24 protein-coding genes are annotated in these 24,868 nt (G+C 61.1%); 13 read left to right on the forward strand and 11 right to left on the reverse strand.

Annotated features, from left to right (window positions below):
* Positions 1-15: 15 nt before the first annotated feature.
* Positions 16-900 carry a LysR family transcriptional regulator gene (locus ACJ8HT_RS13830; RefSeq protein WP_197652086.1) on the reverse strand — a complete coding sequence of 295 codons (885 nt, stop codon included), beginning with the start codon at positions 898-900 and terminating at the stop codon, positions 16-18.
* 137 nt (positions 901-1,037) lie between these two features.
* Here ACJ8HT_RS13830 and ACJ8HT_RS13835 point away from each other — a divergent pair, with 137 nt between their 5' ends.
* Complete coding sequence (locus tag ACJ8HT_RS13835) at positions 1,038-2,228, forward strand: MFS transporter (protein WP_080440228.1); 1,191 nt, start codon at positions 1,038-1,040, stop codon at positions 2,226-2,228.
* Here the strand turns inward: ACJ8HT_RS13835 and ACJ8HT_RS13840 are convergent.
* Positions 2,219-3,124: a LysR family transcriptional regulator gene (locus ACJ8HT_RS13840; RefSeq protein ID WP_194572007.1), complete on the reverse strand. Its 906-nt coding sequence runs from the start codon at positions 3,122-3,124 to the stop codon at positions 2,219-2,221. The genes ACJ8HT_RS13835 and ACJ8HT_RS13840 overlap by 10 nt on opposite strands.
* 248 nt (positions 3,125-3,372) lie before the next feature.
* On the opposite strand from ACJ8HT_RS13840, the gene speB reads away from it, so the two are divergent.
* The 3 genes from speB (at position 3,373) to ACJ8HT_RS13855 (ending at position 6,672) form a co-directional block, all read left to right on the forward strand.
* Positions 3,373-4,305: an agmatinase gene (speB, locus tag ACJ8HT_RS13845; RefSeq protein ID WP_197652085.1), complete on the forward strand. Its 933-nt coding sequence runs from the start codon at positions 3,373-3,375 to the stop codon at positions 4,303-4,305.
* A gap of 77 nt (positions 4,306-4,382) precedes the next feature.
* Complete coding sequence (locus tag ACJ8HT_RS13850; RefSeq protein WP_197652084.1) at positions 4,383-5,768, forward strand: sodium:solute symporter; 1,386 nt, start codon at positions 4,383-4,385, stop codon at positions 5,766-5,768.
* Positions 5,769-5,862: 94 nt separating this feature from the next.
* Entirely contained in the window at positions 5,863-6,672 is an 810-nt protein-coding gene (locus tag ACJ8HT_RS13855; protein WP_197652083.1) for a nitrilase-related carbon-nitrogen hydrolase, read from the forward strand.
* 63 nt (positions 6,673-6,735) lie between these two features.
* Here the strand turns inward: ACJ8HT_RS13855 and ACJ8HT_RS13860 are convergent, their stop codons facing one another.
* On the reverse strand, positions 6,736-7,719 hold the full coding sequence (locus ACJ8HT_RS13860; protein WP_197652082.1) for a magnesium and cobalt transport protein CorA: 984 nt from the start codon (positions 7,717-7,719) through the stop codon (positions 6,736-6,738).
* Between the two features lie 11 nt (positions 7,720-7,730).
* The gene (locus tag ACJ8HT_RS13865) at positions 7,731-8,150 is read right to left on the reverse strand and encodes a GNAT family N-acetyltransferase (protein ID WP_197652081.1); all 420 of its coding nucleotides are present in this window, start codon (positions 8,148-8,150) and stop codon (positions 7,731-7,733) included.
* Positions 8,151-8,281: 131 nt separating this feature from the next.
* On the opposite strand from ACJ8HT_RS13865, the gene ACJ8HT_RS13870 reads away from it, so the two are divergent.
* Entirely contained in the window at positions 8,282-9,382 is a 1,101-nt protein-coding gene (locus ACJ8HT_RS13870; protein WP_197652080.1) for a PQQ-dependent sugar dehydrogenase, read from the forward strand.
* A gap of 13 nt (positions 9,383-9,395) precedes the next feature.
* On the opposite strand, the gene ACJ8HT_RS13875 is transcribed toward ACJ8HT_RS13870, so the two are convergent.
* Positions 9,396-10,016, reverse strand: coding sequence for a glutathione S-transferase family protein (locus ACJ8HT_RS13875; protein ID WP_197652079.1), 621 nt, complete (start codon positions 10,014-10,016; stop codon positions 9,396-9,398).
* Between the two features lie 89 nt (positions 10,017-10,105).
* Positions 10,106-10,762, reverse strand: coding sequence for an HAD family hydrolase (locus ACJ8HT_RS13880; protein ID WP_004938759.1), 657 nt, complete (start codon positions 10,760-10,762; stop codon positions 10,106-10,108).
* A 290-nt stretch (positions 10,763-11,052) separates the two neighbouring features.
* Between ACJ8HT_RS13880 and ACJ8HT_RS13885 the strand changes: the two genes are divergently transcribed.
* Complete coding sequence (locus tag ACJ8HT_RS13885; RefSeq protein WP_197652078.1) at positions 11,053-12,075, forward strand: isopenicillin N synthase family dioxygenase; 1,023 nt, start codon at positions 11,053-11,055, stop codon at positions 12,073-12,075.
* A gap of 59 nt (positions 12,076-12,134) precedes the next feature.
* Here ACJ8HT_RS13885 and ACJ8HT_RS13890 read toward each other — a convergent pair whose 3' ends face one another.
* Positions 12,135-13,280, reverse strand: coding sequence for a trans-sulfuration enzyme family protein (locus tag ACJ8HT_RS13890; RefSeq protein WP_197652077.1), 1,146 nt, complete (start codon positions 13,278-13,280; stop codon positions 12,135-12,137).
* 12 nt (positions 13,281-13,292) lie between these two features.
* A complete protein-coding gene (locus ACJ8HT_RS13895; protein WP_197652076.1) occupies positions 13,293-14,660 on the reverse strand; it encodes a pyridoxal-phosphate dependent enzyme in 1,368 nt (455 codons plus the stop codon).
* A gap of 466 nt (positions 14,661-15,126) precedes the next feature.
* Between ACJ8HT_RS13895 and ACJ8HT_RS13900 the strand changes: the two genes are divergently transcribed.
* A complete protein-coding gene (locus ACJ8HT_RS13900) occupies positions 15,127-16,332 on the forward strand; it encodes a serine hydrolase (RefSeq protein ID WP_193776816.1) in 1,206 nt (401 codons plus the stop codon).
* Between the two features lie 100 nt (positions 16,333-16,432).
* Here the strand turns inward: ACJ8HT_RS13900 and ACJ8HT_RS13905 are convergent, their stop codons facing one another.
* From ACJ8HT_RS13905 to ACJ8HT_RS13915, 3 genes are all read right to left on the reverse strand, one after another.
* Complete coding sequence (locus ACJ8HT_RS13905) at positions 16,433-16,930, reverse strand: fimbrial protein (RefSeq protein ID WP_195873611.1); 498 nt, start codon at positions 16,928-16,930, stop codon at positions 16,433-16,435.
* 13 nt (positions 16,931-16,943) lie between these two features.
* Positions 16,944-17,861, reverse strand: coding sequence for a fimbrial protein (locus ACJ8HT_RS13910; RefSeq protein ID WP_072265445.1), 918 nt, complete (start codon positions 17,859-17,861; stop codon positions 16,944-16,946).
* A 141-nt stretch (positions 17,862-18,002) separates the two neighbouring features.
* Positions 18,003-18,323 carry a hypothetical protein gene (locus tag ACJ8HT_RS13915; RefSeq protein ID WP_047728024.1) on the reverse strand — a complete coding sequence of 107 codons (321 nt, stop codon included), beginning with the start codon at positions 18,321-18,323 and terminating at the stop codon, positions 18,003-18,005.
* Between the two features lie 664 nt (positions 18,324-18,987).
* On the opposite strand from ACJ8HT_RS13915, the gene ACJ8HT_RS13920 reads away from it, so the two are divergent.
* The 6 genes from ACJ8HT_RS13920 (at position 18,988) to ACJ8HT_RS13945 (ending at position 24,866) form a co-directional block, all read left to right on the forward strand.
* Positions 18,988-19,509, forward strand: coding sequence for a fimbrial protein (locus ACJ8HT_RS13920; RefSeq protein WP_025302212.1), 522 nt, complete (start codon positions 18,988-18,990; stop codon positions 19,507-19,509).
* 78 nt (positions 19,510-19,587) lie between these two features.
* Positions 19,588-20,124 (forward strand): fimbrial protein, encoded by a 537-nt coding sequence (locus ACJ8HT_RS13925; protein WP_197652075.1) that lies wholly within the window; start codon positions 19,588-19,590, stop codon positions 20,122-20,124.
* A gap of 46 nt (positions 20,125-20,170) precedes the next feature.
* Positions 20,171-22,705 carry an outer membrane usher protein gene (locus tag ACJ8HT_RS13930; protein WP_072271313.1) on the forward strand — a complete coding sequence of 845 codons (2,535 nt, stop codon included), beginning with the start codon at positions 20,171-20,173 and terminating at the stop codon, positions 22,703-22,705.
* Positions 22,706-22,786: 81 nt separating this feature from the next.
* The gene (locus ACJ8HT_RS13935) at positions 22,787-23,551 is read left to right on the forward strand and encodes a fimbria/pilus periplasmic chaperone (RefSeq protein ID WP_376787970.1); all 765 of its coding nucleotides are present in this window, start codon (positions 22,787-22,789) and stop codon (positions 23,549-23,551) included.
* Between the two features lie 71 nt (positions 23,552-23,622).
* Positions 23,623-24,261: a fimbrial protein gene (locus tag ACJ8HT_RS13940; RefSeq protein ID WP_053056822.1), complete on the forward strand. Its 639-nt coding sequence runs from the start codon at positions 23,623-23,625 to the stop codon at positions 24,259-24,261.
* 50 nt (positions 24,262-24,311) lie between these two features.
* Positions 24,312-24,866 carry a fimbrial protein gene (locus ACJ8HT_RS13945; RefSeq protein WP_195873613.1) on the forward strand — a complete coding sequence of 185 codons (555 nt, stop codon included), beginning with the start codon at positions 24,312-24,314 and terminating at the stop codon, positions 24,864-24,866.
* Positions 24,867-24,868 lie beyond the last annotated feature (2 nt).

Below are 24,868 nucleotides of genomic sequence, written 5' to 3' on the forward strand. Positions count from 1 at the left end.
GGCAGCATGCGTCGTTTAAAGCGGGAAAAGGTGGCTCGTCACAAAGTCGACGAACAGCCTGATTTTGACTGACAGGTGGCGGCCCGACGGCCAGAGGACATGAAAAACCATGTTCTCGCGGTCGTATTCATCCAGAACCGTCACCAGGCTGCCCTGTTCCAGCTGTCTGCGCACGGCGATCTCCGGCAAATAAGCGATGCCGAGCCCTTGCTCCGCGAAGCACACCTGCGGATCGAGGGTATTTGTCACCATGCTGGCCGGCCGTTCGGGGATCATCTCCGTCTTGTCCCCCAGCGGCCAGGCATCCAGTTTGCCGGTGCTGGGAAAGCGATAATGCAAACGGGCATGGCTTGTTAGATCCTCGGGCTTGTTCGGCATACCCGCTTGGCTGAAATAGCTTGGCGCGCCAACGAAAACCTTGCGACAGGTGCCCAGCCGGCGGGCAACCAGCCGTGAATCGCTCGGGGTGCCGCTGCGGATAACGGCATCGAAACCTTCCTCAATCACGTCAACCAGCCGATCCGAATAATCAATATCCAGCTCGATCTCAGGATAGCGGCGCTTGAAGTCCCCCAGTTTTGGCATGAAAAGCGTGCCCAGCGACGGGAGACTGATGCGCAGCTTACCCTGGGGCGTTCCTCGCGTTTGCAACAGTTCGGCTTCCGCGTCTTTCACCTCGCTCAAAATGCGCCGGCACCTTTCCAGGAATAAGGCGCCTTCCGGCGTCAGGTTGACCGTGCGGGTGGAGCGGTGAAACAACCGCACGCTGAGCCGTTCCTCCAGCCGGGCGATGGTTTTGCTGACCGCCGACGCGGAGATCCCCAGCTGTTGCCCGGCCGCCGTGAAGCTGCGGCTTTCACTGACCCGCACGAAAACGTCGAGAGAACCCAAGCTTTCCATAGACTTTCATTCTATTGATGACCTTTACGTCATGAGTGTTGTTCACTTTAGCCTATTTTTCTTTTATCAGCGAGTGGGCAGCATGATGCAAACGTCATCCGCAATGGGCGGAAACATCTTTGAATGAGGAGTGATTGATGAATCAAACGACGATATCTGCGCCTGCCGCGAGCAGCGAGCGGTTGCCTCTGGGGGGCCTGCTGGCGTTGGCGATGGCCGCTTTCATCACGCTGCTGACCGAGATCATGCCGGCGGGCGTGCTTTCTTCGATTGCGGGCGATTTGAGCGTGTCTGAAAGCCTGGCGGGGCAATTCATCACCGCCTATGCGGTGGGCGCGTTGGTCGCCGCCATTCCGCTCACCGCATTGACGCAGGGCATGCGGCGCCGCCCCTTGCTCTTGAGTGCGATCGGCGGCTTTGCCATCGTCAACCTCGTCACGGCGCTGTCGCATGATTACCACGTCTCATTGGCGACGCGTTTCTTCGCCGGCGTTTTCGGCGGCATCGTTTGGTCCTTGCTGGCCGGTTACGCCGTGCGCATGTCACCGGCCCATCTTGGCGGCCGCGCTATTGCGATCTCCGGCGCCGGCGCCACCCTGGCGCTGGTGCTCGGCGTACCGCTCGGCACGTTGCTTGGCCGAGCCATCGGCTGGCAAGGCGCCTTTGGCCTGATGACGTTGATGGCGGTGATGCTCGTGGTGTGGATCATCGCCATCGTGCCGGATTTCCCCGGCCAGGCTAAGGCGCATCGCCCGTCTCTGAGCGGCGTATTCTTGCAATGCGGGATCCGCGCCGTGCTGTTCGTGGTGTTCACCTTCATCGTTGCCCACAACATTCTGTATATCTACCTGGAGCCTTTCCTCAAGCCGTCGGGGTTATCCGAGCGGGTCGATATCGTGCTGTTTATCTTCGGGCTGGGCGCGATTGCCGGATTGGGCGTCGCCGGGATGCTGGTCGATCGACGAGTCCAATCTCTTACGGTAATGAGCATCGTCACCTTTGCCCTCGCCGCCGTGCTGCTGGGGAGTGGGGGACGGATAGCCCCGATGGTTTATCTCGCGGTCGCATTGTGGGGCGTGGCTTTCGGCGGTTTCGCCACCCTCACGCAGACGGCATTGTCACGCCTTTCCGGCCGCGCGGCCGATATGGCGCAGTCCATGTATACCACGGGCTGGAATACCGCCGTGGCCGCCGGTGGCGCGATCGGCGGCATGCTGCTCGACAAGGGCGGAGCGGCCTCTTTTGCCTGGGCCATCATCGGGCTCCTCATCCTGTCTTTAACCGGCACGCTGTTTGCCATGAATCGGGCGCTGGCCTCTCAGCGATGAGGTGATTGGCGTGCGGCGCGCGCCAAATCCTCCAGCAGCGCGTTCAACGCCTCGTCGGGCTGGACAGGGCGACTGACCAGGCTGAGCGTGGCGCGGTAAGAGAGCGCCGCGCCGCCCAGCTGCCGCAGCAGCCCCTGTTCCACCCAGCGCGCCGCGTAGTGGGTGGGCAGGTAGCCGAGACAGGAACCGCTCAGTACCAGATGGGCGACGCTTTCCATATGGTGGGCCACCGCAGCCAGGTGAGGCGGCGCGATCGGGCACAGCTGCTGCGCCAGCAGGTAGCCGCGCTTGACCCAACGCGCGTTTTCAATCTGCTCGCGCTCCGGTTCTTCCACCGCGAACAGCGGGTGATCCGCGCTGCAGTAGATCGCCTGCGTCTCCTCCAGCCATGACTTATAACGCAACGCCTCCAACTGTTGGCCGAAGTAGCCTATGCCCAGATCGAGCTGCCGGTGCAGCAGCCCCTGCTCAATCTCGTTCGGTGAACAGATGCGGCACTGCAATTGCACGTCCTGATGTCGGCGCTGGAAGTGTTTGATGGCCTGGCTGAACGGGTTGCCCGGCAGCGAAACCAGATTATCCACCAGACCGATCTGCAGATCGCCGGTCAGCAGGCCGTTCAGCGACTGGCTGACCCGGGTGAAGTCGCGGGCGGCGTTGAACAGCGAACGGCAGGCGATCAGCATGCGTTCGCCCTTGGGCGTCAGCCGGAAGCCGGAGCGGCCGCGTTGGCACAGGCGAAAACCCAGCCGGGTTTCCAGCGAGGCCAGGTGGGTGCTGATGGTGGATTGGTTCATCAGCAGCGTTTCCTGCGCGGCGCTGACGCCCTGGGCTTCTGCCACCGCGACGAACACCCGCAGCAGTTTCAGATCGATATCGCTTAGGTTGGTGAGCATTCCCCCTCCGCAGAACGTCGGCCGGTTAACCCATTTTTAACATCGAAGAAATAGGGGCGGCGCTGAAGATATGGCCTTCCTTATGGCATGAATTGGAAATAAAAATCAATACTTCAATAAGTTAGTTGCATCGTGTTTTTCGATGTTTACATGCAAAAGCGGGAATGGTAGCCGGGGTGGCCAACGGGGTAGTCTGCGAATGTTGCTCAAATGTTTCAATTCATCGCAGATCAAGACAAGGAAACGCCATGCTGAACCAACCCCAAAGCGGTAACGACATGCCGCGCTTTGCCGGTATTCCCACCATGATGCGCCTGCCCGCGGCCGACCAGGCGCACGGTCTGGATGCCGCCTTTGTCGGCGTTCCGCTGGATATCGGCACCTCCAACCGCAGCGGCACCCGCTATGGCCCGCGCCAGATCCGCCAGGAGTCGGTGATGATCCGCCCTTACAACATGGGCACCGGCTCCGCCCCGTTCGAACGTCTGCAGGTGGCCGATCTGGGGGATGTCGCCATCAACCCTTACAGCCTGGCGGACAGCGTGCAGCGCATCGAGGCGGCTTACCACGAGATCCTGGCGCACGGCTGCATGCCGTTGACGCTCGGCGGCGACCACACGCTGACGCTGCCGGTGCTGCGCGCCGTCGCCCGTCGGCATGGCCCGGTCGGGCTGATCCACGTCGATGCGCATTCCGACACCAACGAGGAGATGTTCGGCGAACAGCTGGCGCACGGCACCACCTTCCGCCGCGCGTTCGAGGAGGGGCTGCTGGCGCCGGAAAAGGTGGTGCAGATTGGCCTGCGCGGCAGCGGCTATGCGGCGGACGACTTCGACTGGTCACGGCGCCAGGGCTTCCGCGTGGTGCCGGCCGAGGCCTGCTGGCACCGGTCGCTGACGCCGCTGATGGCGGAGATCCGCGAACAGATGGGCGATGCGCCGGTTTACCTCAGCTTCGATATCGACGGACTGGATCCGGCCTTCGCACCGGGCACCGGCACGCCGGAAGTCGGCGGGCTGTCGGTCTGGCAGGGGCTGGAGATCGTGCGCGGCTGCCAAGGGCTGAACCTGGTGGGCGGCGACGTGGTGGAGGTGTCGCCACCTTACGATCGCTCCGGCAACACGGCGCTGCTGGCCGCCAACCTGCTGTTTGAAATGTTGTGCGTGCTGCCGGCCCGCTGAGGCCGGTGCGCTGACCCTACCGGCGGAGCGGTTGCGTCGGGCCCCCTGATAACAATAACAACGGAGTGGAGGTACCCATGAATCTCGATCTGCTGGTCGTGGTGTTTTACTTTCTGGTGATAGGCGCGGTGGGGTGGATGGGCATTCGCCGCGCCAATTCCAAAGAGGCGTATCTGGTCGCCGGGCGCAATCTGGGGCCGGGGCTGTATTTGGGCACGCTGTCGGCGGTGGTGCTCGGCGGCGCGTCGACCATCGGCAGCGTCAAACTCGGCTACACCTACGGCATCTCCGGCGTCTGGCTGTGCGGCGCGCTCGGGCTGGGCATCGTGGTGCTGAGCCTGGTGCTGGCCAAGCCGCTGCTCAAGTTGAAGCTGTATACCGTCAGCCAGGTGCTGTCGCGGCGCTATCACCCGGCGGCGCGGGTCACCAGCGGCGCGATCATGCTGGCGTATGACCTGATGGTGGCGGTGACCTCGATCATCGCCATCGGCAGCGTGATGCAGGTGATGTTCGGCCTGTCGTTCAGCGCGTCTATCCTGCTCGGCGGCGGGCTGGTGGTGCTGTATTCGACGCTGGGGGGCATGTGGTCGCTGACGCTGACCGACATCATTCAGTTCATCATCATGACCGTCGGCATGATGCTGGTGCTGATGCCGATGAGCATCGTCAAGGCCGGCGGCTGGGAAGCCTTCACCAGCCTGCTGCCCGCCGGTTACTACCAACTGTCGTCGATCGGGTTGGACACCATTCTGGTGTTCTTCCTGATCTACTTCTTCGGCATTCTGATCGGCCAGGACATCTGGCAGCGGGTGTTTACCGCCCGCAGCGCCAATGTGGCGCGCTTCGCTGGGCTGGGGGCGGGCGTCTATTGCGTGCTGTACGGCGTGACCGGTGCGCTGATCGGCATGGCCGGCAAGATCGTGCTGCCGTCGCTCAGCAACACTGACGGCGCCTTTGCCGCCATCGCGCAGGCGGTGTTGCCGGTCGGCGTCAGCGGGCTGGTGGCCGCCGCGGCGTTGGCAGCGCTGATGTCCACCGCCAGCGCCTGCCTGCTGGCCTCTTCCACCATCGCGCTGGAGGACGTATTGCCGGCCATCCGGCGCAAACCTTCCGGCGGGTTGGCCGCCGGGCGCTTCACCACGCTTCTCATGGGCGTGGTCATGCTGGGGCTGGCGTTTGTGGTACGTGACGTGCTGGCGGCGCTGACGCTGGCTTACAACCTGTTGGTGGGCGGCATGCTGATCCCGCTGGTGGGGGCGATCTTCTGGCCGCGCGCCACCAGCGCCGGCGCCATTGCCAGCATGCTGACCGGCAGCCTGTGCGTGGTGGGGTTGATGGCCTGGCACGGCATCGACGCCAACAGCCCAATCTACGGCGGCCTGCTGGGCGGCGGCGTCGCCTTCGTGTTGGGCAGCCTGTTGAGCCGCCCGGCAGCGCAGCTGCAGGCTCAAACCGAACGTTGAGGCACGATCCCGGCTTTTAACACGGCGTCTTTACTGATTTACTGGGCAGCTGGGCGCATCGCTGCCCAGTTGGTTTAACGGTGAGGGATGAGTCATGGGTAAAATCAGCGTCGCATGCTGCCAATTAGCCTTGCGGGTGGGGGAAGCGGAACACAATCGGGCACTGTCCGCCCAGGCGATCCGCCGGGCGGCGCAGCGCGGTGCCAACGTCATCGTGCTGCCGGAGCTGGTGAACAGCGGCTACGTGCTGCGTGATAAGGCGGAGGCGCGGGCGTTGGCCGAGGCCGAAGACGGGCCTAGCCTCAGCCTGTGGGGAGCCCTGGCGCGCGAGTTGGATGTGGCGATCGTCGCCGGTTTCTGTGAGCGCCTGCCCGATGGGGAGGTGGCCAACAGTGCGGCATTGATCGATGCGCAGGGGGTGAGGGCGATTTATCGCAAAGCGCACCTGTGGCACGAAGAGAGCACCATTTTTACCGCCGGCGATCGGCCGCCACCGGTCATCGAGACCTGCTTCGGCCGGTTGGCGGTGATGATCTGTTACGATCTCGAATTCCCGGAGTGGGTGCGGCTGCCGGCGCTGGCCGGCGCTCAGCTGCTGTGCGCGCCGGTCAACTGGCCGCTGGCACCGCGCCCGCAGGGCGAACGGCCGGCGGAGATGGTGAAGGCGCAGGCCAACGCCGCCGTCAATCGGCTGTTTATCGCGGTGTGCGATCGTTGCGAAACGGAGCGCGGCGTTGCGTGGATCGGCGGATCGGTGATTGTCGACGCCGACGGCTATCCATTGACGCAGAGCCTGACGGGCGAAGGCATGGTGCTGGCATCGATGGATATCGGCGCGGCCGATGACAAGCGCATCGGCCGCCACAATCATGTGCATCGCGATCGGCGGCCGATGCTGTATTGAAGCGGCGGGGCGGGCTGCCCCGCAGGGGGCTTTTTTCGGCGGCAACAGCCGCCGTTTTGGCGCTTACAGCCAGCCCGATTTCTTCAACTTCTGATACAGGAAAATGCAGCCGACGGCGGTCACCCCCAGCGTGGCGTGATAGGCCCACGGGAACTTCAGCTCCGGCATGTCGGCGAAGTTCATGCCGTATAGGCTGAAGACCACCGTCGGAATGGCCAAAATCGCCCCCCAGCCCGCCAGCCGTTTCACCACTTCGTTCTGCTTGACCGTCACCAGCGCCAGGTTGACGTGCATGGCGTTGGTCAGCATTTCACGCATGTCGTCGATATTGCTGACCACCTGATGCGCGTGATCTTGCACGTCGCGCACGTAGGCGCGCAGCTCTTTCGGGATCACCTCTTCGTGCAGGCGGATCAGCTGGTTGCAGATTTCATCCATCGGCAGCGCGGCGTTGCGCAGCGCCAGCAGATGGCGGCGCAGGGTATAGACGTTCTCGATCGCCGCCTGATCGAACTCCGACTGGAACATGTTGGCTTCGATATTCTCGATGGTGCTCTCGAAGCGCGTCACCACGCTGCGGTAGTTATCCACCACGAAGTCCAACACCGAATAGAGGGCGAAGCCCGGCCCGCGGCACATCTGCTTGCGGTTCTCTTCCGCCTTGGCGCGGATTGGCGCGTAGCTGGGCGAGGCGCCGTGGCGCACCGTCACCAGAAAGTTTTTGCCGACGAAGAAGTGGGTTTCACCGTATTCGATTTCATCGTGTTCGCCCCACTGCGCGGTTTTTACCACGATGAACAGTGAGTCACCGTAGGTTTCCAGCTTCGGCCGTTGGTGCGCGCACAGCGCGTCTTCGATCGCCAGATCGTGCAGGCCGAACTCCTCCTGCACCTTGCGCATAAACGCCGGTTCCGGCTGCCGCAGCCCCAGCCAGACGAAGGTGTCCGGCTGTTTGACCACCTCGCTGATATCGTCGATGGTCACTTCGCCCAGCCGTTGGCCGGCTTTGTACGCCACACAGTTCACCACCATGCTTTTGCTGTCCATCCGTCCATCCATTAATCAGTCAGGGTTTTGGTGAGAAAATAACACTCATGTTCCACCGGATAATCTTTTAGCGTCATTTGCAGCTGATAGCCGAGTTTTTCGTAGAACGGCCGCGCCTGGAAACTGAAGGTATCCAGGCGAGCGTAGCGGCAGCCGCGCGCCTGCGCCTCGCGTTCGGCGGCGCGCATCAACCGGCCGCCGAGGCCGCTGCCGCGTTGGGAGTCCGCCACCCACAGCCACTCGACGCTCAGCCAGTTGCCCCAGGTTTCGGCGGTCAGCCCGCCGATCACCGTGCCGGCCTCGTCGCGCGCATAGACGCTGAGCGACTTGCGGTGACGGGCGTCGATATGCGGCAGGTTGTAAGCGCGCAGGCCTTGCCTGATCGCATCGAGGGTGTGTTCGTCAATCGCGTCGGTAACGGTAATGTCCATGATTCCTCCTGGGTGATGCGTTAACTTAAGCACACTGTGGCCAAAAGGCAACCTGTTGAAATGTAATGCAAACGACCGCGCCCGCTGAGTGGGCTACACTAAACGGGTCATTTCACCCCCAGGAGGATGCCATGCCCCGATTGACTTTGCTGGCCGGTTTGCTGCTGTGCAGCGGCCTGCTGCACGCCGCGCCGACGGTCAGCCAACTGCAGGACGGCCTGGAACACCCGTGGTCGCTGGCCTTTTTGCCGGCGGAACAAGGCCTGCTTATCACCGAGCGGCCCGGCCGGCTGCGGCTGTGGCAGCAGGGCAAAGGCCTGTCGCCGCCGATCGCCGGCGTACCGCAGGTATACGCCGAGGGGCAGGGCGGCCTGCTGGAGGTGTTGCCGGCCCCCGACTTCGCCGCCAGCCGCCGGGTGTACCTCAGCTTCGCCGAACCGGGCGAGGGCGGCAAAGCCGGCACGGCGGTCGGCTACGGCCGTTTGAGCGAAGACGGCGCGCGGCTGGAAAACTTCAAGGTGATCTTCCACCAACGGCCCAAGCTGTCGGTCGGCAATCACTTCGGCGGCAAGCTGGCGTTCGACCGGCAGGGCTACTTGTTTATCGCGCTGGGCGAAAACAACCAGCGGCCGACGGCGCAGGAGACCGACAAGCTGCAGGGCAAGCTGGTGCGGCTGACCGCCGAAGGCGCAGTGCCGCCGGACAACCCATGGATCGGCCAGGCCGGCAAACGGCCGGAAGTTTGGTCCTACGGCCACCGCAATCCGCAAGGGCTGGCGTTGAACCCGTGGAGCGGCGCGATCTGGGAACACGAGCACGGTCCGCGCGGCGGCGATGAGCTCAACATCCCGCAGCCGGGTAAAAACTACGGCTGGCCGCTGGCCACCTACGGCATCAATTATTCCGGCCAGCCGATCCCGGAGGCCAAGGGGGAACGGGTGCCCGGCACCGAACAGCCGCTGCACTATTGGCGGGTTTCGCCCGGCCTCAGCGGCATGGCGTTTTATGACGGGCAGCGCTTCACCGCCTGGCGGCACTCGCTGTTCATCGGCGCGCTGGCGCAAAAGGAGCTGATTCGCCTGACGTTGGAAGGCGATAAGGTGGTGGCGGAGGAGCGGTTGCTGGGCGATCGCGGCGAGCGCATTCGCGAGGTACGCAGCGGGCCGGATGGCTACCTGTATCTGCTGACGGACGAACGGGACGGCAAGCTGCTGAAGGTTGGGGCGTCGTAACGCCCCGCACGCATCAGGTGAGTTCGCTCATCACGCCGCGCTGGTAGGCCGGGCGAGCGCGCAGCTGCTGATACCAGCGCTCCATGTTCGGCCGCGAACGGCGGGCGATCGGCATCTCGAACCAGGCGTAGGCGAAGCTGCCGAGCGGAATGTCGCCGAAGCCGAATGCATCGCCGGAGAGGTAAGGCTGGCGTGCCAGCGTCTGTTCAATGACGTCGAAGTGTTTTTCCAGCGTGGCGATCGCCGCTTCGATTTTCGCCATGTCGCGCAATTCCGGCGCGGTGCGGATCAGGCCCCAAAAGACGATGGTGAAGGCCGGGACGATGGTCGAGGTGGTCCAGTCCATCCACTTCTCGGCGGCGGCACGCGCCTGCATATCTTGCGGATAGAACGTCGCGTCGCCGAATTTCGCCGCCAGGTAGCGCACGATGGTGTTGGATTCCCACAGCACGAAGTCATCGTCCTGCAGCAGCGGCACCAGGCCGTTCGGGTTCAGCGCACGGTAACTCTCTTCGTTCACCTTGCCGAACGCGCCACCGGCGTTGATGTGGGTGTAGCTCAGCCCCAGTTCGGCGGCGCACCACAGCACCTTCCTGACGTTATTCGAATTCTCACGACCCCAAATGGTCAGCATGGGATAACTCCGTTAGCGGATTAAAGACCCTTAATACCTACGCCACAATGCGCTTTTTGTCACACCTCAGGGCACTTTTTGCCTGCCGCTCAGCGCTCCCAGCGGCACACTTCCCAGCCGTGTTCCGCCGCCAGCGCGCTCAGTTCGCTGTCGGGGTTGATCACTGTAGCGCTGTCGACGAATTGCAGCATCGCCTTATCGTTGAGAGAGTCGCTGTAGCCGTGGCTATGTTCGAATTTCAGGTGCGGATGCTGCGCCAGCCAGTGCTGCAGGCGGATCACCTTGCCCTGTTGGTAGGTCATGGTGCCGTAGGTGTTGCCGGTGAAGCGGCCGTCGCTGATTTCCACGCCGATAGCCAGCGCATCGTCGGCGCCGAGCTGTTCGGCGATCGGCGCCACCAGATGCTCGCCGGTGGCGGAGATCACCAGGATGCAGTCGCCGCGCTCGCGGTGCCACTGCAGGCGCTCACGGGCGGCGGGGTAGACGCGCGGCAGGATATCGCGGCGAATGTAGCGTTGCACCCAGCCGGCCACGGTTTGCACGCTCAGGCCGGTCAACGGCGCCAGCGTAGCCTGCATATAGTCCTCCATCGACAGCTTGCCCTGATAATAGAGCTGCATCAGCTGCTGCTCTTGCAGTTCAAGCTCCGCCGGCGCGAAGCCCTGGCCGACCAGCCAGCGGATCCACAGGCTGGCGCTGTCATCGTCAATCAGGGTTTCATCCAGGTCGAATAAGGCTAAATCCATCAGTATTTCTCCGGCAGGCAGGGTATGAGGTCGTTTACAGGATAGCGGATAGCGCCCATCGCCAGCCAGCGGCGTCGGCGAAATTGCGCAGAGCATAAGAAACATTGATGACGGTTTTGCGACAGTTTGTTGAACGTTTGCATAACTTAGAACGCAACAATATTGGCCGCCCCGGCGAACGCGGTGCTAACTAGAAGACCAATGCAGCCAACCGCTGGGGGGAGTGACAATGTTGATTATTCGCCTGTATGGCAGCCCGATCGCGATCGGGGAGGACGAGGAACCGCAAGATGACGCACCTGACGACGCTGAAGACGCTGCCGCTGCTGGATCTTTCGCAGCTTGACGGCGATGCGCGCCGGCGGCGCGCCTTTCTCGACGATCTGCGCGTGGCGGCCCGCGACGTCGGTTTTTTCTATCTGCGCGGCCACGGCGTGGACAGTGCGCTGAATGCGCGGCTGCAGCAGGGCGCGCGGCAATTCTTCGCGCTGCCGGAAGCCGACAAATTGGCGGTGCAGATGGTGCATTCGCCGCACTTTCGTGGTTACAACCGGGCGGCGGCGGAGCTGACGCGTGGCCAGCCGGACTGGCGTGAGCAGTTCGATATCGGCGCCGAACGCCCGGCGCTGACGCTGTCTGACGACACCCCGCGCTGGGCGCGTCTGCAGGGGCCAAACCAGTGGCCGGCGGCGCTGCCGACGCTGAAACCGCTGCTGCTGCAGTGGCAACAGGCGATGACCGCCATGTCGCTGCGGCTGCTGCGCGCTTTCGCTTTGGCGCTGTCGCTGCCGGAGCAGGCTTTCGATCGCTTGTACGGCGAGAAGCCCAACGAACACATCAAACTGATTCGCTACCCGGGGCGGGACGCTACCGCCAGCGCACAGGGCGTCGGCGCGCACAAGGACTCCGGCTTTCTCAGCTTCCTGCTGCAGGACGCGCAAAAAGGGCTGCAGGTGGAGGTGAGCGAAGGGCGGTGGATTGACGCCCTGCCGCGTGAGGACACCTTCGTGGTGAACATCGGCGAGCTGCTGGAGCTGGCGACCAACGGCTACCTGCGCGCCACGGTGCACCGGGTGGAAACGCCGCCGGCGGGGCGCGATAGGCTGTCGATCGCCTTCTTCCTCGGCGCGCGCTTGGACGCGGTGGTGCCGTTGTATCAACTGCCGCCGCAGTTGGCGGCGCAGGCGCGCGGCCCGGCCAGCGATCCGCTCAACCCGCTGCTGCGCGACGTGGGGTATAACTACCTGAAAGGCCGCATCCGTTCCCACCCCGATGTGGCACAGCGCTTTTATCGGGACGTCATCGGCGTCTGAACATCAGGCACAAAAAAGCCCGGCGCGCCGGCCGGGCTGATGGCGATTGATTCGGGCGATTATTCCGCCAGCGCCTGCTGCAGATCGGCGATCAGATCTTCCACATCCTCAATCCCCACCGACAGGCGCACCAGCTGCGGCGTGATGCCGGTTGCCAGGCGCTGTTCCAGCGGAATGGAGGCGTGCGTCATGCTGAACGGCTGGCTGATCAGGCTTTCCACGCCGCCCAGGCTTTCCGCCAGGGTGAACAGGCGCGAGCGCTGAATGACCCGGCGCGCATAGGCGTCGTCGCCTTTCAACCGCACCGAGATCATGCCGCCGAAGCGCGTCATCTGGCGCGCCGCCAGCTCATGCTGCGTGTGGCTCGGCAGGCCGGGATAGTAGACATTTTCCACCTGCGGCTGGCTCTCCAGCCACTGGGCGATGCGCAGTGCGCTGTCGCTGTGGCGCTGCATGCGCAGGGCCAGGGTGCGGATGCCGCGCAGCGTCAGGAAGCTGCTGAACGGATCGAGAATGCCGCCGACCGCGTTTTGCAGGAAACCGAGCTGCTCTGCCAGCGCCGGGTTATCCCCCACCGCCGCGACGCCGGCCACCACGTCGGAGTGGCCGTTGAGGTATTTGGTGGCGGAGTGCACCACCACGTCAAAGCCCAGATCCAGCGGACGCTGCAGATACGGCGAAGCGAAGGTATTGTCCGCCACGCTGATTAGCTGATACTTTTTGGCGATCGCGGCGATGGCGCTCAGATCCGCCAGTTTCAGCAAGGGGTTGGTCGGGGTTTCCACCCAGATCATTTTGGTATCCGGCTCGATCGCCTGTTCCAGCCCGGCGAGATCCGCCGGCGACACGTAGGTGACGCGCAGGCCGGCGGTGCGGCTGCGCACCTTTTCCAGCAGGCGATAGGTGCCGCCGTACAGGTCGTCCACCGCGATCAGGTGGCTGTCTTTATCGAGCAGCTCCAGCACCGTGGAACAGGCCGCCAGGCCGGAGGCGAAGGCGTAGCCGCGGCTACCGCCTTCCAATTCGGCGATGGCGCTTTCCAGCGCGGTGCGCGTCGGGTTGGCGCTGCGGGAGTATTCGTAGCCGGTATGCTCGCCCGGCGCCGGTTGGGCGTAGGTGGAGGTGGCGTAAATTGCCGGCATCACTGCGCCGGTCGCGTCCGGGGTGTAACCGGCGTGAACGGTCAACGTATCAAACTTGGCCATAATGGGTCCTTATTAACGTAATTTTTGGCGCCAGGCGTTAAGCACGTCTGTGCGGGTAATCAGGCCGAGGAAGCGCTCGCCGTCGAGCACTACCGCGACGTGGCCATGGTTGAAGGTGGCCTGTAATTCGTCGTAGCCGGCTTCTTTTTGCAGCGTATGGACCCGCTTGGTCATTGCGCTACTGGCCGGCAGGCTGAAGTGGGCGGCGTCGGCCTGGACGGCGTTCAGCAGATCCCACTCATCGATCAGGCCGACCACCCGATCGCCTTCCAGCACCGGCAGCTGCGAGATGTCGTACAGCCGCATGCGGGCGTGCACGATCGCCAAGGTGTCGTCCGGCGCGGCGGAAACGGCGGCGCCTTCGTCGTGGCGGTAGGCGATCAGATCGCGCAGATCGCCGTGCTGCGGTTTGCTCAGCAGGCCCTGTTCCAGCATCCAGTGATCGTTATACATTTTAGACAGGTATTTGTTGCCGCTGTCGCAGACAAAGGTCACTACCCGCTTGGGTTCGGTCTGTGCGCGGCAGTAACGCAGTGCGGCGGCCAGCAGGGTACCGGTGGACGAGCCCGCCAGCACGCCTTCCTTGCGCAGCAGATCGCGCGCGGTGGTGAAGGCTTCTGCGTCGCCGATGCGGTAAGCGTGGCGGACCTGGTCAAAGTCGCTGAGCGGCGGGACGAAGTCTTCGCCGATGCCTTCCACCAGCCAGCTGCCCGCTTCACCGATGTGGCCGTTATCGAGATAGTCCGCCAGGATAGAGCCGGCAGGGTCGGCCAGCACGAATTCCGTCTGCGGCGAAACGTCGGCGAAGTAGCGGCTCAGCCCGCCCAGCGTGCCGCCGGAACCGACGCCAACCACGATAGCGTCCACCTCATGCTCCATCTGCCGCCACAGTTCGGGGGCGGTGGTGGTGGTATGGGCCGCCGGGTTGGCCGGGTTGTTGAACTGATCGATATAAAAGGCGCCGGGGATCTCCCCGGCCAGGCGTTTGGCGTAATCCTGATAGTAAGCCGGATGCCCCTTGCCGACGTCCGAGCGGGTCAACAGCACTTCCACGCCCAGTGCGCGCAGGTGGAAGATCTTCTCGCGGCTCATCTTGTCCGGCACCACCAGCAGCAGCTTATAGCCTTTCAGCGCCGCCACCAGCGCCAATCCCAGGCCGGTATTGCCGGCGGTGGCTTCGATGATGGTGCCGCCCGGCTGCAGCTTGCCGTCGCGCTCGGCCTGTTCGATCATCGACAGCGCCACGCGGTCTTTGATCGAACCGCCGGGGTTTTGATTCTCCAGCTTGACGAACAGCCGGCACGGGCCGGTATCGAACTGGGTCAGTTCCAGCATCGGGGTATTGCCAATCATCTCGATGACGGAATGGGGGATCGCCATGACTCATCTCCAGGATTATTCGGTATAAAAGTCGTTATATGGATGATAGCGCTGAGGATAAGCGCTTTAAAAAGAACAAATAACGGTTCTATATGCCATTATGGAATATATTAATCTTTTTTAGACGTATAGATGCGCAGATGTTTAGCGGTGCAGATGCTTGGCCGTGTAGCCGTGGGTGGATGCAAAAATGCGCGTCACGATGCTTTTTTGAACGATAAGCGGGGGCCTGCGTACAGTTATGTAAAAATGCTGAAAATTCACGCTAAACCCTGCAAAAATAAGATAAATCACATAAACTCACAGCAAGGGCATTTTCGGTGCGTTGCGTTACCCGCTATGGGCGCCGCAGGGGGTTGCGGCCGGCACGCGCGCACCGGGCCACTCTCGCTGGTTGGCTTAAAACGTGAACATGTTTGAAAGTTAACGCTATTTCAATGGTTTGAATGGACACTCTGGCGACGTCATGATGAAAAAAAACTTATCCACTTCCCTGAAAAAACTGACCTTCAGCGTAGGCATCCTGTTGCTGGCCACCCCGGCCGTGCACGCGGCCGAGCCGCCGGCGCCGCCGCAGGTAGACGCCAAGGCCTACATTCTGATGGATTACAACAGCGGCAAGGTGCTGACCGAAGGCAATGCCGACACCCGTCTCGATCCCGCGAGCCTGACCAAGATCATGTCCAGCTACGTGATCGGCCAGGCGATCAAGGCCGGCAAGATCAAGCCGGAAGACCTGGTCACCGTCGGCAAAGACGCCTGGGCGCCTGGTAACCCGGCGCTGCGCGGTTCTTCGCTGATGTTTATCAAGCCGGGCGATCAGGTGCCGGTACTGGAGCTGAATAAGGGCATCGTGATCCAGTCGGGCAACGACGCCAGCATCGCGCTGGCGGACTACGTGGCGGGCAGCCAGGATTCGTTCGTCGGCCTGATGAACAACTACGCCAAATCCCTAGGCCTGCAGAATACCCACTTCCTGACGGTGCACGGTCTGGATGCGGAAGGGCAGTACAGCACGGCGCGCGACATGGCGCTGCTGAGCCAGGCGCTGATCCGCGACGTGCCGGACGAATACGCGCTGCATAAAGAAAAAGAGTTCACCTTTAACAAGATCCGCCAGATTAACCGCAACCGCCTGCTGTGGAGCAGCAACCTGAACGTCGACGGCATCAAGACCGGTTACACCAGCGGCGCCGGCCATAACCTGGTGGCGTCGGCCACCGACGGCCCGATGCGTCTGATCTCGGTGGTGCTGGGCGCGCCGAGCGATCGCGTGCGCTTCAGCGAAAGCGAAAAGCTGCTGACCTGGGGCTTCCGCTTCTATGAAACCGCGACGCCAATCAAGGCCGATAAGCCGTTCGTCACCCAGAAAGTGTGGTTCGGCGACGTCAGCGAAGTGCCGCTCGGCGTGGCGAAAGACGCCTCGGTCACCATTCCGAAAGGGCAGATGAAAAACCTGAAGGCCAGCTACAAGCTGACCCAGCCGACGCTGGAAGCGCCGCTGGCGAAAAACCAGGTGGTCGGCACCATCGATTTCCAACTGGACGGCAAGACCATCGAACAGCACCCGCTGGTGGTGATGCAAGAGGTGAAAGAGGGCAACTTCTTCAGCCGCATCTGGGATATGGTGATGATGAAGCTGAGCCAGTGGTTCGGCGGGATCTTCGGCTAAATACCCTGATGTGAGGAGCGCGCCCCAGGCGCAAGATTCTCGACCAAGCCGCAACGGAGACGTTGCGGCTTTTTTTTCGCGAGTTCCTGGGTCGCGGTGATTAAAAGTAGTCCACCAGCATGGTGGCGCCGCTGGTGAAATCGCCTTCCGCCAGGGTGACGGCGCTGTTTTTCACCGGCACTGCATCAAGCGTCGGCGGATTGGCGTAATCGATGTTCAGCGGCGTATTGATGGCGAAGGCCTTACCGTTGGCCAACAGCTTGATGCCCAATCCATTGACGCTGCTGGTTAACACGCTGCCGTCGAAGGACGCCGCGCCGCCCATGATCTTCATTTTCAGCTGGCGGCTGTTATCCAGAAACTCGCATTTGATGCTGTAATCGATGCGTTGCATATAGCGATTGCCGTCGATGCGCTTGATGCCGACCTTGCCGAAGTCGATATCGATGGTGCGCCCGTCATTGATCACGCAAGGCGGAGGCGCCACCACGGTGGCGGTGATGTTGACCTTGGTGCCCTGGTCGGCGGCCTGGGCGGCGGCGCTGATCAGGCTCAGTGACCACAGCAGAGCGCAGCGCATTTTTTTCGTCATGTTCATTCTGGCTCCCGTTTCAAGGTGCGCTGAAGATCAGCGTGGCCGAGCCTGACAGCGGGCCGGTGGCGATGCTGGTGTAAGGCACATTGTTCTTCACCGGCACAAAGGTTACGGTGTCGTTGCCCAGCCCGTTGACGATGCGCGTTCTGAAGGCATTGTTGGGCTTTACCACCGCGCCGTTATACACCATGGCCACGCCGACGTTAGGGTTGCTGGTTTTGATAAAATCGCTGGAGAAGCCACTGGCGTCGCTGACCATGCGGATCAGAATATCCTGCGTCGCGCTCTGGTCGTCGCATTGGTAGCTGAGCGCCTTGTCCTGTTTGATTTGGGCGTCGCTGGCGCTTTGAGTCAGAAAGTCCTGGCGGATCTGACCAAAGTCGACGTTAATTTGCTGGCCGTTGTTGATGGTGCAACTGGTGGTGACGAAGTAGGCGTCGTTGTCGGCGATCAGGCGCCAGCGATAAACGCCGCACTGCGGGCAACCCGGCTGATCGTTGGTCTGAATAAAGTTGATTTGGCCGATGACGTCACCCTTGTTCACCTTGATGTCCGGCGTTGGGAAACGGTTCAACACGATATAGACCCGGATGGCGACCGACTGGGTCTGTAACCCGGTAAGGCTGAGTACGCTGATACCTGATGGCACCGGAGAGTTGTAATCGCTGCCGTTGATGGTGGTACCGCTGCCGATGGTGCCAAAAATCGCACTGTTCATCGACAGCGCCGGGCTGTCGGTTTTGAGATAGTCATACCAGCTCGCGACGTCGTTTTTACAGGTGACCTGGCTGACGTTGACGATTTCGTTTTTGCCATAAGAAAGCTGTGGCCCGATGCGTACCCGGACGTCAACCGGCGTGGTGGAGCCCCCGGGTGGAATCAGTCCGCCATCGGACGTGCGGCAGGTAAATGCGTTGGCATTGCCAAGCAGCATGAAGAAAGATAATGCCAGGCAGCAACGTAAAAATAGCAGGGCTGTTTTTCTCACGATAATATCCCAATATATATAAATAGTGTGCGGCATTACTCCGCAATGAAATATCGCCAATCAGGCCGGTTGGCCATATTTATTTCGTTAAAGGGGAGTGAGGGCATCTCTGTTGGGGATGCCGTCGTTATCACCGTTCAGCAACGCGGTGGGATACCACCTCAACGAGTTGTTGATAGAGCCGTCCGTCACAATCACTTTTTGCCGGGCGACAAGATCCAACAACAGCCGCCGAGCCCGGTAAACACCGACGTTGACGGCATTGGCCAGTTGCCGCGTCGATAGCCATTGCTGCGGCGGCGGCAGACCGGCGACAGGGCACTTGCGGGGTGACTGCGCAAATAATGTTTGCAGCAGATCGTGCTGCAATTGCCGTATTTCCTTTTGTTTCGGAGATAACGCTTCCATAGCACTTCCTCTGTATTCCGATTGCCGTATTCCTAAGAAAAAACAAACTTTCGCTGCCTACCAACAACGAGGTAAAACGCGAACAAAGAAAAATCCTATCTATTTATCAGGATTGAAAAAAAAGGCGTTGCCCGCCCCGTTTTTACCTATACCAAGGCAGGGGAGGCGTCACGCGGAAACCTAAAATTTTGGTTTATTATATTCACAAAGTGCCACTTTGCGATCTGATTACTTGGGAATCCCAGAAAAACAGGATATTGCTCTATAAAAGCATCTTTTACGATCTATGAGCCTAAAAATAACAGTAAATTAACTTCAATTAGGAAATAAATTGCGAATGTTCGCCTTGATCAAAAAAAGCCTTTTTTGCTTGGAGGCATTTGCCAGAATATTCATCGCCGGACAAGAAGGGCGGATTAGAAAGTATTGGCCTCTGCTTGTTGTGATTTCGTTTATTTTTATATGACGAATTCATTAATGGGTGGGCCGCTGCGAGCTTGCCGTAATCGACATATTTATTGTCGGTGCCTTTGGGTTTTGGCAGTTAACCAACCAGCAAGATGCTAAAGAATCAGGGCTGCGCATATATAAGCGCGAGCGGGTTTCCTGTTGCTCTTTTTCTTGATTGGAATATGCATTTTTTCTTATAAGGAATATAGGTTCTATGAAACTTAACAAAATCATGATGGCTGCAGTGATTGCATTTGGCGCAAGTTCTTTTGCACAGGCAGCCGATCAGGGACACGGTAAGGTCACCTTCACGGGCTCTATTATTGATGCGCCATGTTCTATTGCACCCGAGTCGATCGATCAGACCGTAGATCTGGGCCAGGTTTCCAACGTGGCGTTGAAAAACGGCGGCAAATCCAACCCGCGTCCGTTTGAAATCAAACTGGAGCAGTGTGATATCACCACGCTGAAAACCGTTAAAACCACCTTCAGCGGCGTAGCGTCGTCCACCGACAAGGATCTGTTGGGTATCGCGGGTACCGCCAGCGGCGCCGGCGTAGCCATCTCTTACAATGGTCAGCCGATCAAACTGGGTGAAGCGACTACCGCGCAGACCCTGAACACCGGCAACAACACTCTGCATTTCGCCGCCTACCTGCAGGGTGAAGGCGCTTCCGCCGCCATCGTTCCGGGCGATTTCACTGCCGTAGCCGATTTCACCCTGGCTTATCAGTAAGTGAGTCCGAAGGCTTAATCAACCAGGCATGGGGTTCGCCGCATGCCTGGTGAATCTCCCTGTCAAAGGAATGTCGCGATGTTTTTACCAAGGAATCGAGCGGGTGCCGTTCTTTTGGCGTCGTTGGCGTTTGCGCCCGGCTATGCAACTTCCGCCGCGCAGGGGTGGGGCAAAGTCAACATGCACGGCGCCATTATCGACACCGCCTGCGCCATTGCCGCCGGCAGCCGCGATCAGACGATCGATATGGACACTATTCCTCTCGGGCAGATCATTCGTGACGGCCAGGGGATGACCAAACCTTTCAGTATCGAATTGGTCAATTGCATTTTGGAACGGCCGGAAAACAAGCCTGACTGGAAATTCTTTCAGGTCACGTTTGATGGTTATGCGGAAGGCGCTCTGTTTGGCGTACAGGGCGATGCGCGCGGCGTTGCTTTGGAGATAAAAGACAGCCGCGGCACGGCGGTTATTCCAGGGAAACCTTTGCCGATGGAGGGAATAATACCGGGAAACCGAGTGCTGAATTATTCCATGACGTTGATGCCGAATCACCAGCCGTTGAAGGTGGGAGCGTATTTTTCCACAGTGCGTTTTAAGCTGGATTATTTTTGATTTTTTCTCGTACTGACGGTTAATTCGTTATTGAAAGGACTTTATTATGCTTTCACCGGCAGGGAAGTTATTTCGTCTTCAGGCCTTGGGGCTTTGCGTTGCCCTTTCTCTGGGAAATCCAATCGCGTTGGTCTATGCCGCCGACGTGATTCAATTCAATACCGACGTATTGGACATCAACGATCGTAAAAATATCGATCTGAGCCAATTTACGCGCAGCGGCTACATCATGCCGGGCGTTTATACCATGGTGGTGCATGTCAATAAGAACGATCTGCCGGAACAGCCGGTGACGTTTATGGCGCCCGAGAACGATCCAAAAGGCAGCGAAGCCTGTCTTTCGCCGGAATTGGTCAACCAACTGGGGCTGAAAGAAAAACTGTTAAGCACGCTGAATTGGACGCACGGCGGCCGTTGCCTTGACGCTTCCAGTCTGGCGGGGATGGAAGCCCGCGGCGATCTTGCCAGCTCCTCACTGTATCTCAACATTCCTCAGGCCTATCTGGAATACAGCTCGGAAAACTGGGACCCGCCTTCGCGCTGGGATGACGGTATTCCTGGGCTGCTGTTTGACTATAACGTCAACGCCCAAACGCAAAAGCATCAGAAAGGCGGCAGCAGTTACAGCCTGAGCGGCAACGGTACCGGTGGCGCCAACCTGGGCGCCTGGCGTCTGCGCGCCGACTGGCAGGCCAACCTCAACCATCAGACCGGTTCTTCTCAGCCTACCGATAAACAGTTCGACTGGAGCCGCTATTACGCCTACCGGGCGATCCCGGCGCTGCGTTCGCGGCTGACGATGGGTGAGGATTACCTGAACTCCGACATTTTCGACAGCCTGCGCTTTACCGGCGTCAGTCTGCGATCCGATGACAGCATGTTGCCGCCCAACCTGCGCGGCTATGCGCCGGAAGTGACCGGCGTGGCGAAAACCAACGCCAAGGTGGTGGTCAGCCAGCAGGGGCGCGTGCTGTATGAAACGCAGGTAGCGGCGGGGCCGTTCCGCATTCAGGACATCAATGATGCAGTTTCCGGCGAGCTGGACGTGCGTGTCGAAGAGCAAGACGGCAGCGTGCAGGAGTTCAAGATGAACACCGCCAACATTCCTTATCTGACGCGGCCGGGTACGGTGCGTTACAAGCTGGCGACGGGCAAACCGTCAGAGTGGGGGCACCATCTGCGCGGGCCGATGTTCGGCACCGGCGAGTTCTCCTGGGGGATCAGCAACGGCTGGTCGCTATACGGCGGGGGCATCGCCGGCGGCGATTACAACGCGCTGTCGCTGGGGATCGGGCGCGATCTGATGGCGCTGGGGGCGCTGTCGTTCGATGCCACGCAGTCGCGCGCGCGTTTGCCGCAGGATGGCACGCTGACCGGCGGTTCGTACCGGCTGAGCTATTCGAAGAACTTCGATGAATACGACAGCCAGGTCACCTTCGCCGGTTACCGCTTCTCCCAGGAAGATTTCATGAGCATGGGGGACTACCTGGATGCGCGTTACGAAGGGGGGCGCAGCGGCAAGAGCAAGGAGATGTACACCATCACCTTCAACAAGCAGTTCCGCGAGCTGGGGCTGAGCACCTATCTCAACTACAGCCACCAAACCTACTGGGATCGGGCGCCGAACGATCGTTACAACCTGATGGTATCGCGCTACTTCGACATCGGCGATTTCAAGAACGTCAGCGTGTCGTTGTCGGCCTATCGCAACCGTTACAACGAGCGCAACGACGACGGGATGTATCTGTCGCTGTCGCTGCCCTGGGGCAGTGCAGGCACGCTCAGTTACAACATGACGCTCGATCGCGAAGAGAACGCTCACCGAGTCGGGTACTACAACCGGGTCGATGAACACAACAACTATCAGATCAGCGCCGGCGCCGCACGCAGCGGAGCGACGGCCAGCGGTTATTACAGCCATCAGGGCGACATGGCGCAGATCAACGCCAACGCCAGCTACCAGGCCGGCCGCTACAGCGCCGTCGGCATCGGTGCGCAGGGCGGCCTGACGATGGCGGCGGAAGGGGCGGTGCTGCACCGCGTCAATACGCCGGGCGGTACGCGTTTGCTGCTCGATACCGAAGGCGTCGCCGGTGTGCCGGTGCGTGGCTACGGCAGTACGGTGCTGACCAACCGTTACGGCAAGGCGGTGGTGGCGGATGTAAACAGCTACTACCGCAACAAGGCCAGCATCGATCTCAACAGCCTGAGCGACAACGTCGAGGCGACGCGTTCCGTGGTGCAGGCCACGTTGACCGAGGGAGCCATCGGCTACCGCAAGTTTGAAGTGATTGCCGGTGAGAAGGCGATGGCGATCGTCAAGCTGGCGGACGGCAGCGAGCCGCCGTTTGGTGCCACGGTGCTGAATGCCCGCAAACAGGAGACCGGCATCATCAATGACGGCGGCAGCGTTTACCTGTCCGGCCTTAACCCCGGCGAGCGTATGAGCGTGCACTGGAACGGCGCGGCGCAGTGTGAAATTCAGCTGCCGTCGCCGCTGCCGGCCGAAATGTTGATGAACACGTTGCTGCTGCCTTGCCGCCCTCTTGCCGGCAGCAAGCCGGCGGCTGACGCCAACTGACATACACCCGGCGGAGCCCGCTCCGCCGCTAAACCGCCGGGGCGGGCTCGTCCGCTTCCGGCCGACTGGAACCGTGAAGACATGATGAATCTGACTATGACCAGAAAGACCGTTTTCCTTGTGGGCCCGTTCGCCGCCGCGTTGACGATCGGCGCGGTCAGCCTGCCCGCTCATGCGGCTATCGCGCTGGATCGCACGCGCGTGATTTTCGACGGCGACCTGAAAACGGTCAGTCTCAACATCAGTAACCAGAACAAACAGTTGCCGTATCTGGCGCAGGGATGGATCGAAGACGATCGCGGCAACAAAATCCAAAGCCCTTTCACCGTGCTGCCGCCGGTGCAACGGGTGGAGCCGGGTAAACCGAGCCAGGTGAAGATCCAGTCGCTGCCGGCCGCGCGTCAGCTGCCGCAGGACAGGGAGACGCTGTATTACTTCAACCTGCGCGAGATCCCGCCGCGCAGCAATAAGCCGAACACGCTGCAGATAGCGCTGCAGACGCGCATCAAAATGTTTTATCGCCCGGCGGCGCTCGCCCCGAAAAAGAACGCCGCACCGTGGCAGGAGCAGCTGACGCTGACCCGGCAGGGCGACAAGTACGTGGTGAACAACCCGACCCCTTATTACGTGACGATCGTTGAGGCGAGCGCCGGCAAGGGCGGAAAAGGGGCGGCGGGCTTTGAACCGCTGATGGTGGCGCCGAAGGCCAGTGCCCCGCTGAACGTCTCCGCCGCGAGCCTCGGCAACGGCCCGTCGCTGGCATACATCAACGATTACGGTGGGCGGCCGCAGTTGAACTTCCGCTGCGCCGGCAATGCCTGCCAGGTCGTGCCGGTCGCCAAATGACGATCCGCGCGCAAGCAGGGAAGACAGAGTGAACACAGCGGAGTGAACGAATCATGCAACGAAAGATCCCCATGCTGTTGGGAAAGGCCTATGAACGTCATCAGCGACGCACTATCGGCCTGACGGTGTTGGCCGCGCTGATGGTACCGCTGACGGCAGGCACGATGCTGATGCTGATGCCGTCGGCCCGCGCGGTGGACAACTGGGACGTGGAGGGCGCGAACGGCACGCTCCACGTCTACGGCGCGTTGACGGAAAGCGCCTGCAGTCTGGAAATGACCACTGCTCGTCAGGAAGTATGGCTGGGCGAGACGGGAACGGCGCACTTCCAGCGTCCGGGCGATCGCGGCACGCCGGTGGCGTTCGAGCTGACGCTGAAAGACTGTCTGCGGGCGCCGGCGAGCAACCGCGACGCCTGGACCGGAGTTCTGGCCTGGAGCGGCAGTCAGCCCGCAGTGTCCGTGGCGTTTGCCGCGCCTGCGGATGACGACGCGCCGGGTTTGGTCAGGGTGGCCGGCGTCACCGGCTTGGGGCTGCAGTTAGCGGATGCCAGCGGCCTGCCGGTGCGCCTCGGCGCGCGTAACAAACCGATCTTGCTGACGCCGGGGCAAAACACTCTGACGTATACGGTGACGCCGGTGCGAACCCCGGCGACGCTGAGCGCCGGCGCCTACCGTGCGGCGATCGATTTCCGCCTTTATTACGACTAATACGCCGCTTGCGCCGGACCGGCGTAAGCACAACCAAAGGGAGTGGCGTTATGCGCGCGACAGAGACGAACCGGCGCCGGAGCGCGCTGTTGGGGGCAGGCATGGTCATGGCGGCCGGCATGATGGCGCCGCCGGCGGCTGCGGCGGAAAACATGCGCTTTCACGGTACGCTGGTGGCCGAGCCGTGCGTCATTCAGCCGGGAGATGAGGATATCCAACTGGATTTCGGCACCATCGTCGACAAATACCTGTATCTGAACATCCGCACCCATAGCCAAAGCTTCGCGTTGCACCTGACCGAGTGCGATCTCAGCCTGGGCAATACGGTGGCCATCACGTTTACCGGCACCGAGAACGCCAAACTGCCCGGCCTGTTGGCGCTGGATGCCGGCAGCCTGGCCTCGGGGATCGGCATCGGGCTGGAGGACAGCACCGGCAAGGCGCTGCCGCTCAATCGCGCCAGCGATAAATTCCGCCTGAATGCCGGCAACACCACGCTCACGCTGCAGGCCTATGTGCAGGGGGAGCCGGAGGCCATCCAAACGAAGTCCATCGGCCGCGGCACCTTCAGCGCGGTGGCCACTTTTACGTTGGAATACGAATAAGC

The organism is Serratia sp. CY44782 (assembly GCF_052168715.1).
In the GTDB taxonomy this organism is placed as follows: domain Bacteria; phylum Pseudomonadota; class Gammaproteobacteria; order Enterobacterales; family Enterobacteriaceae; genus Serratia; species Serratia nevei.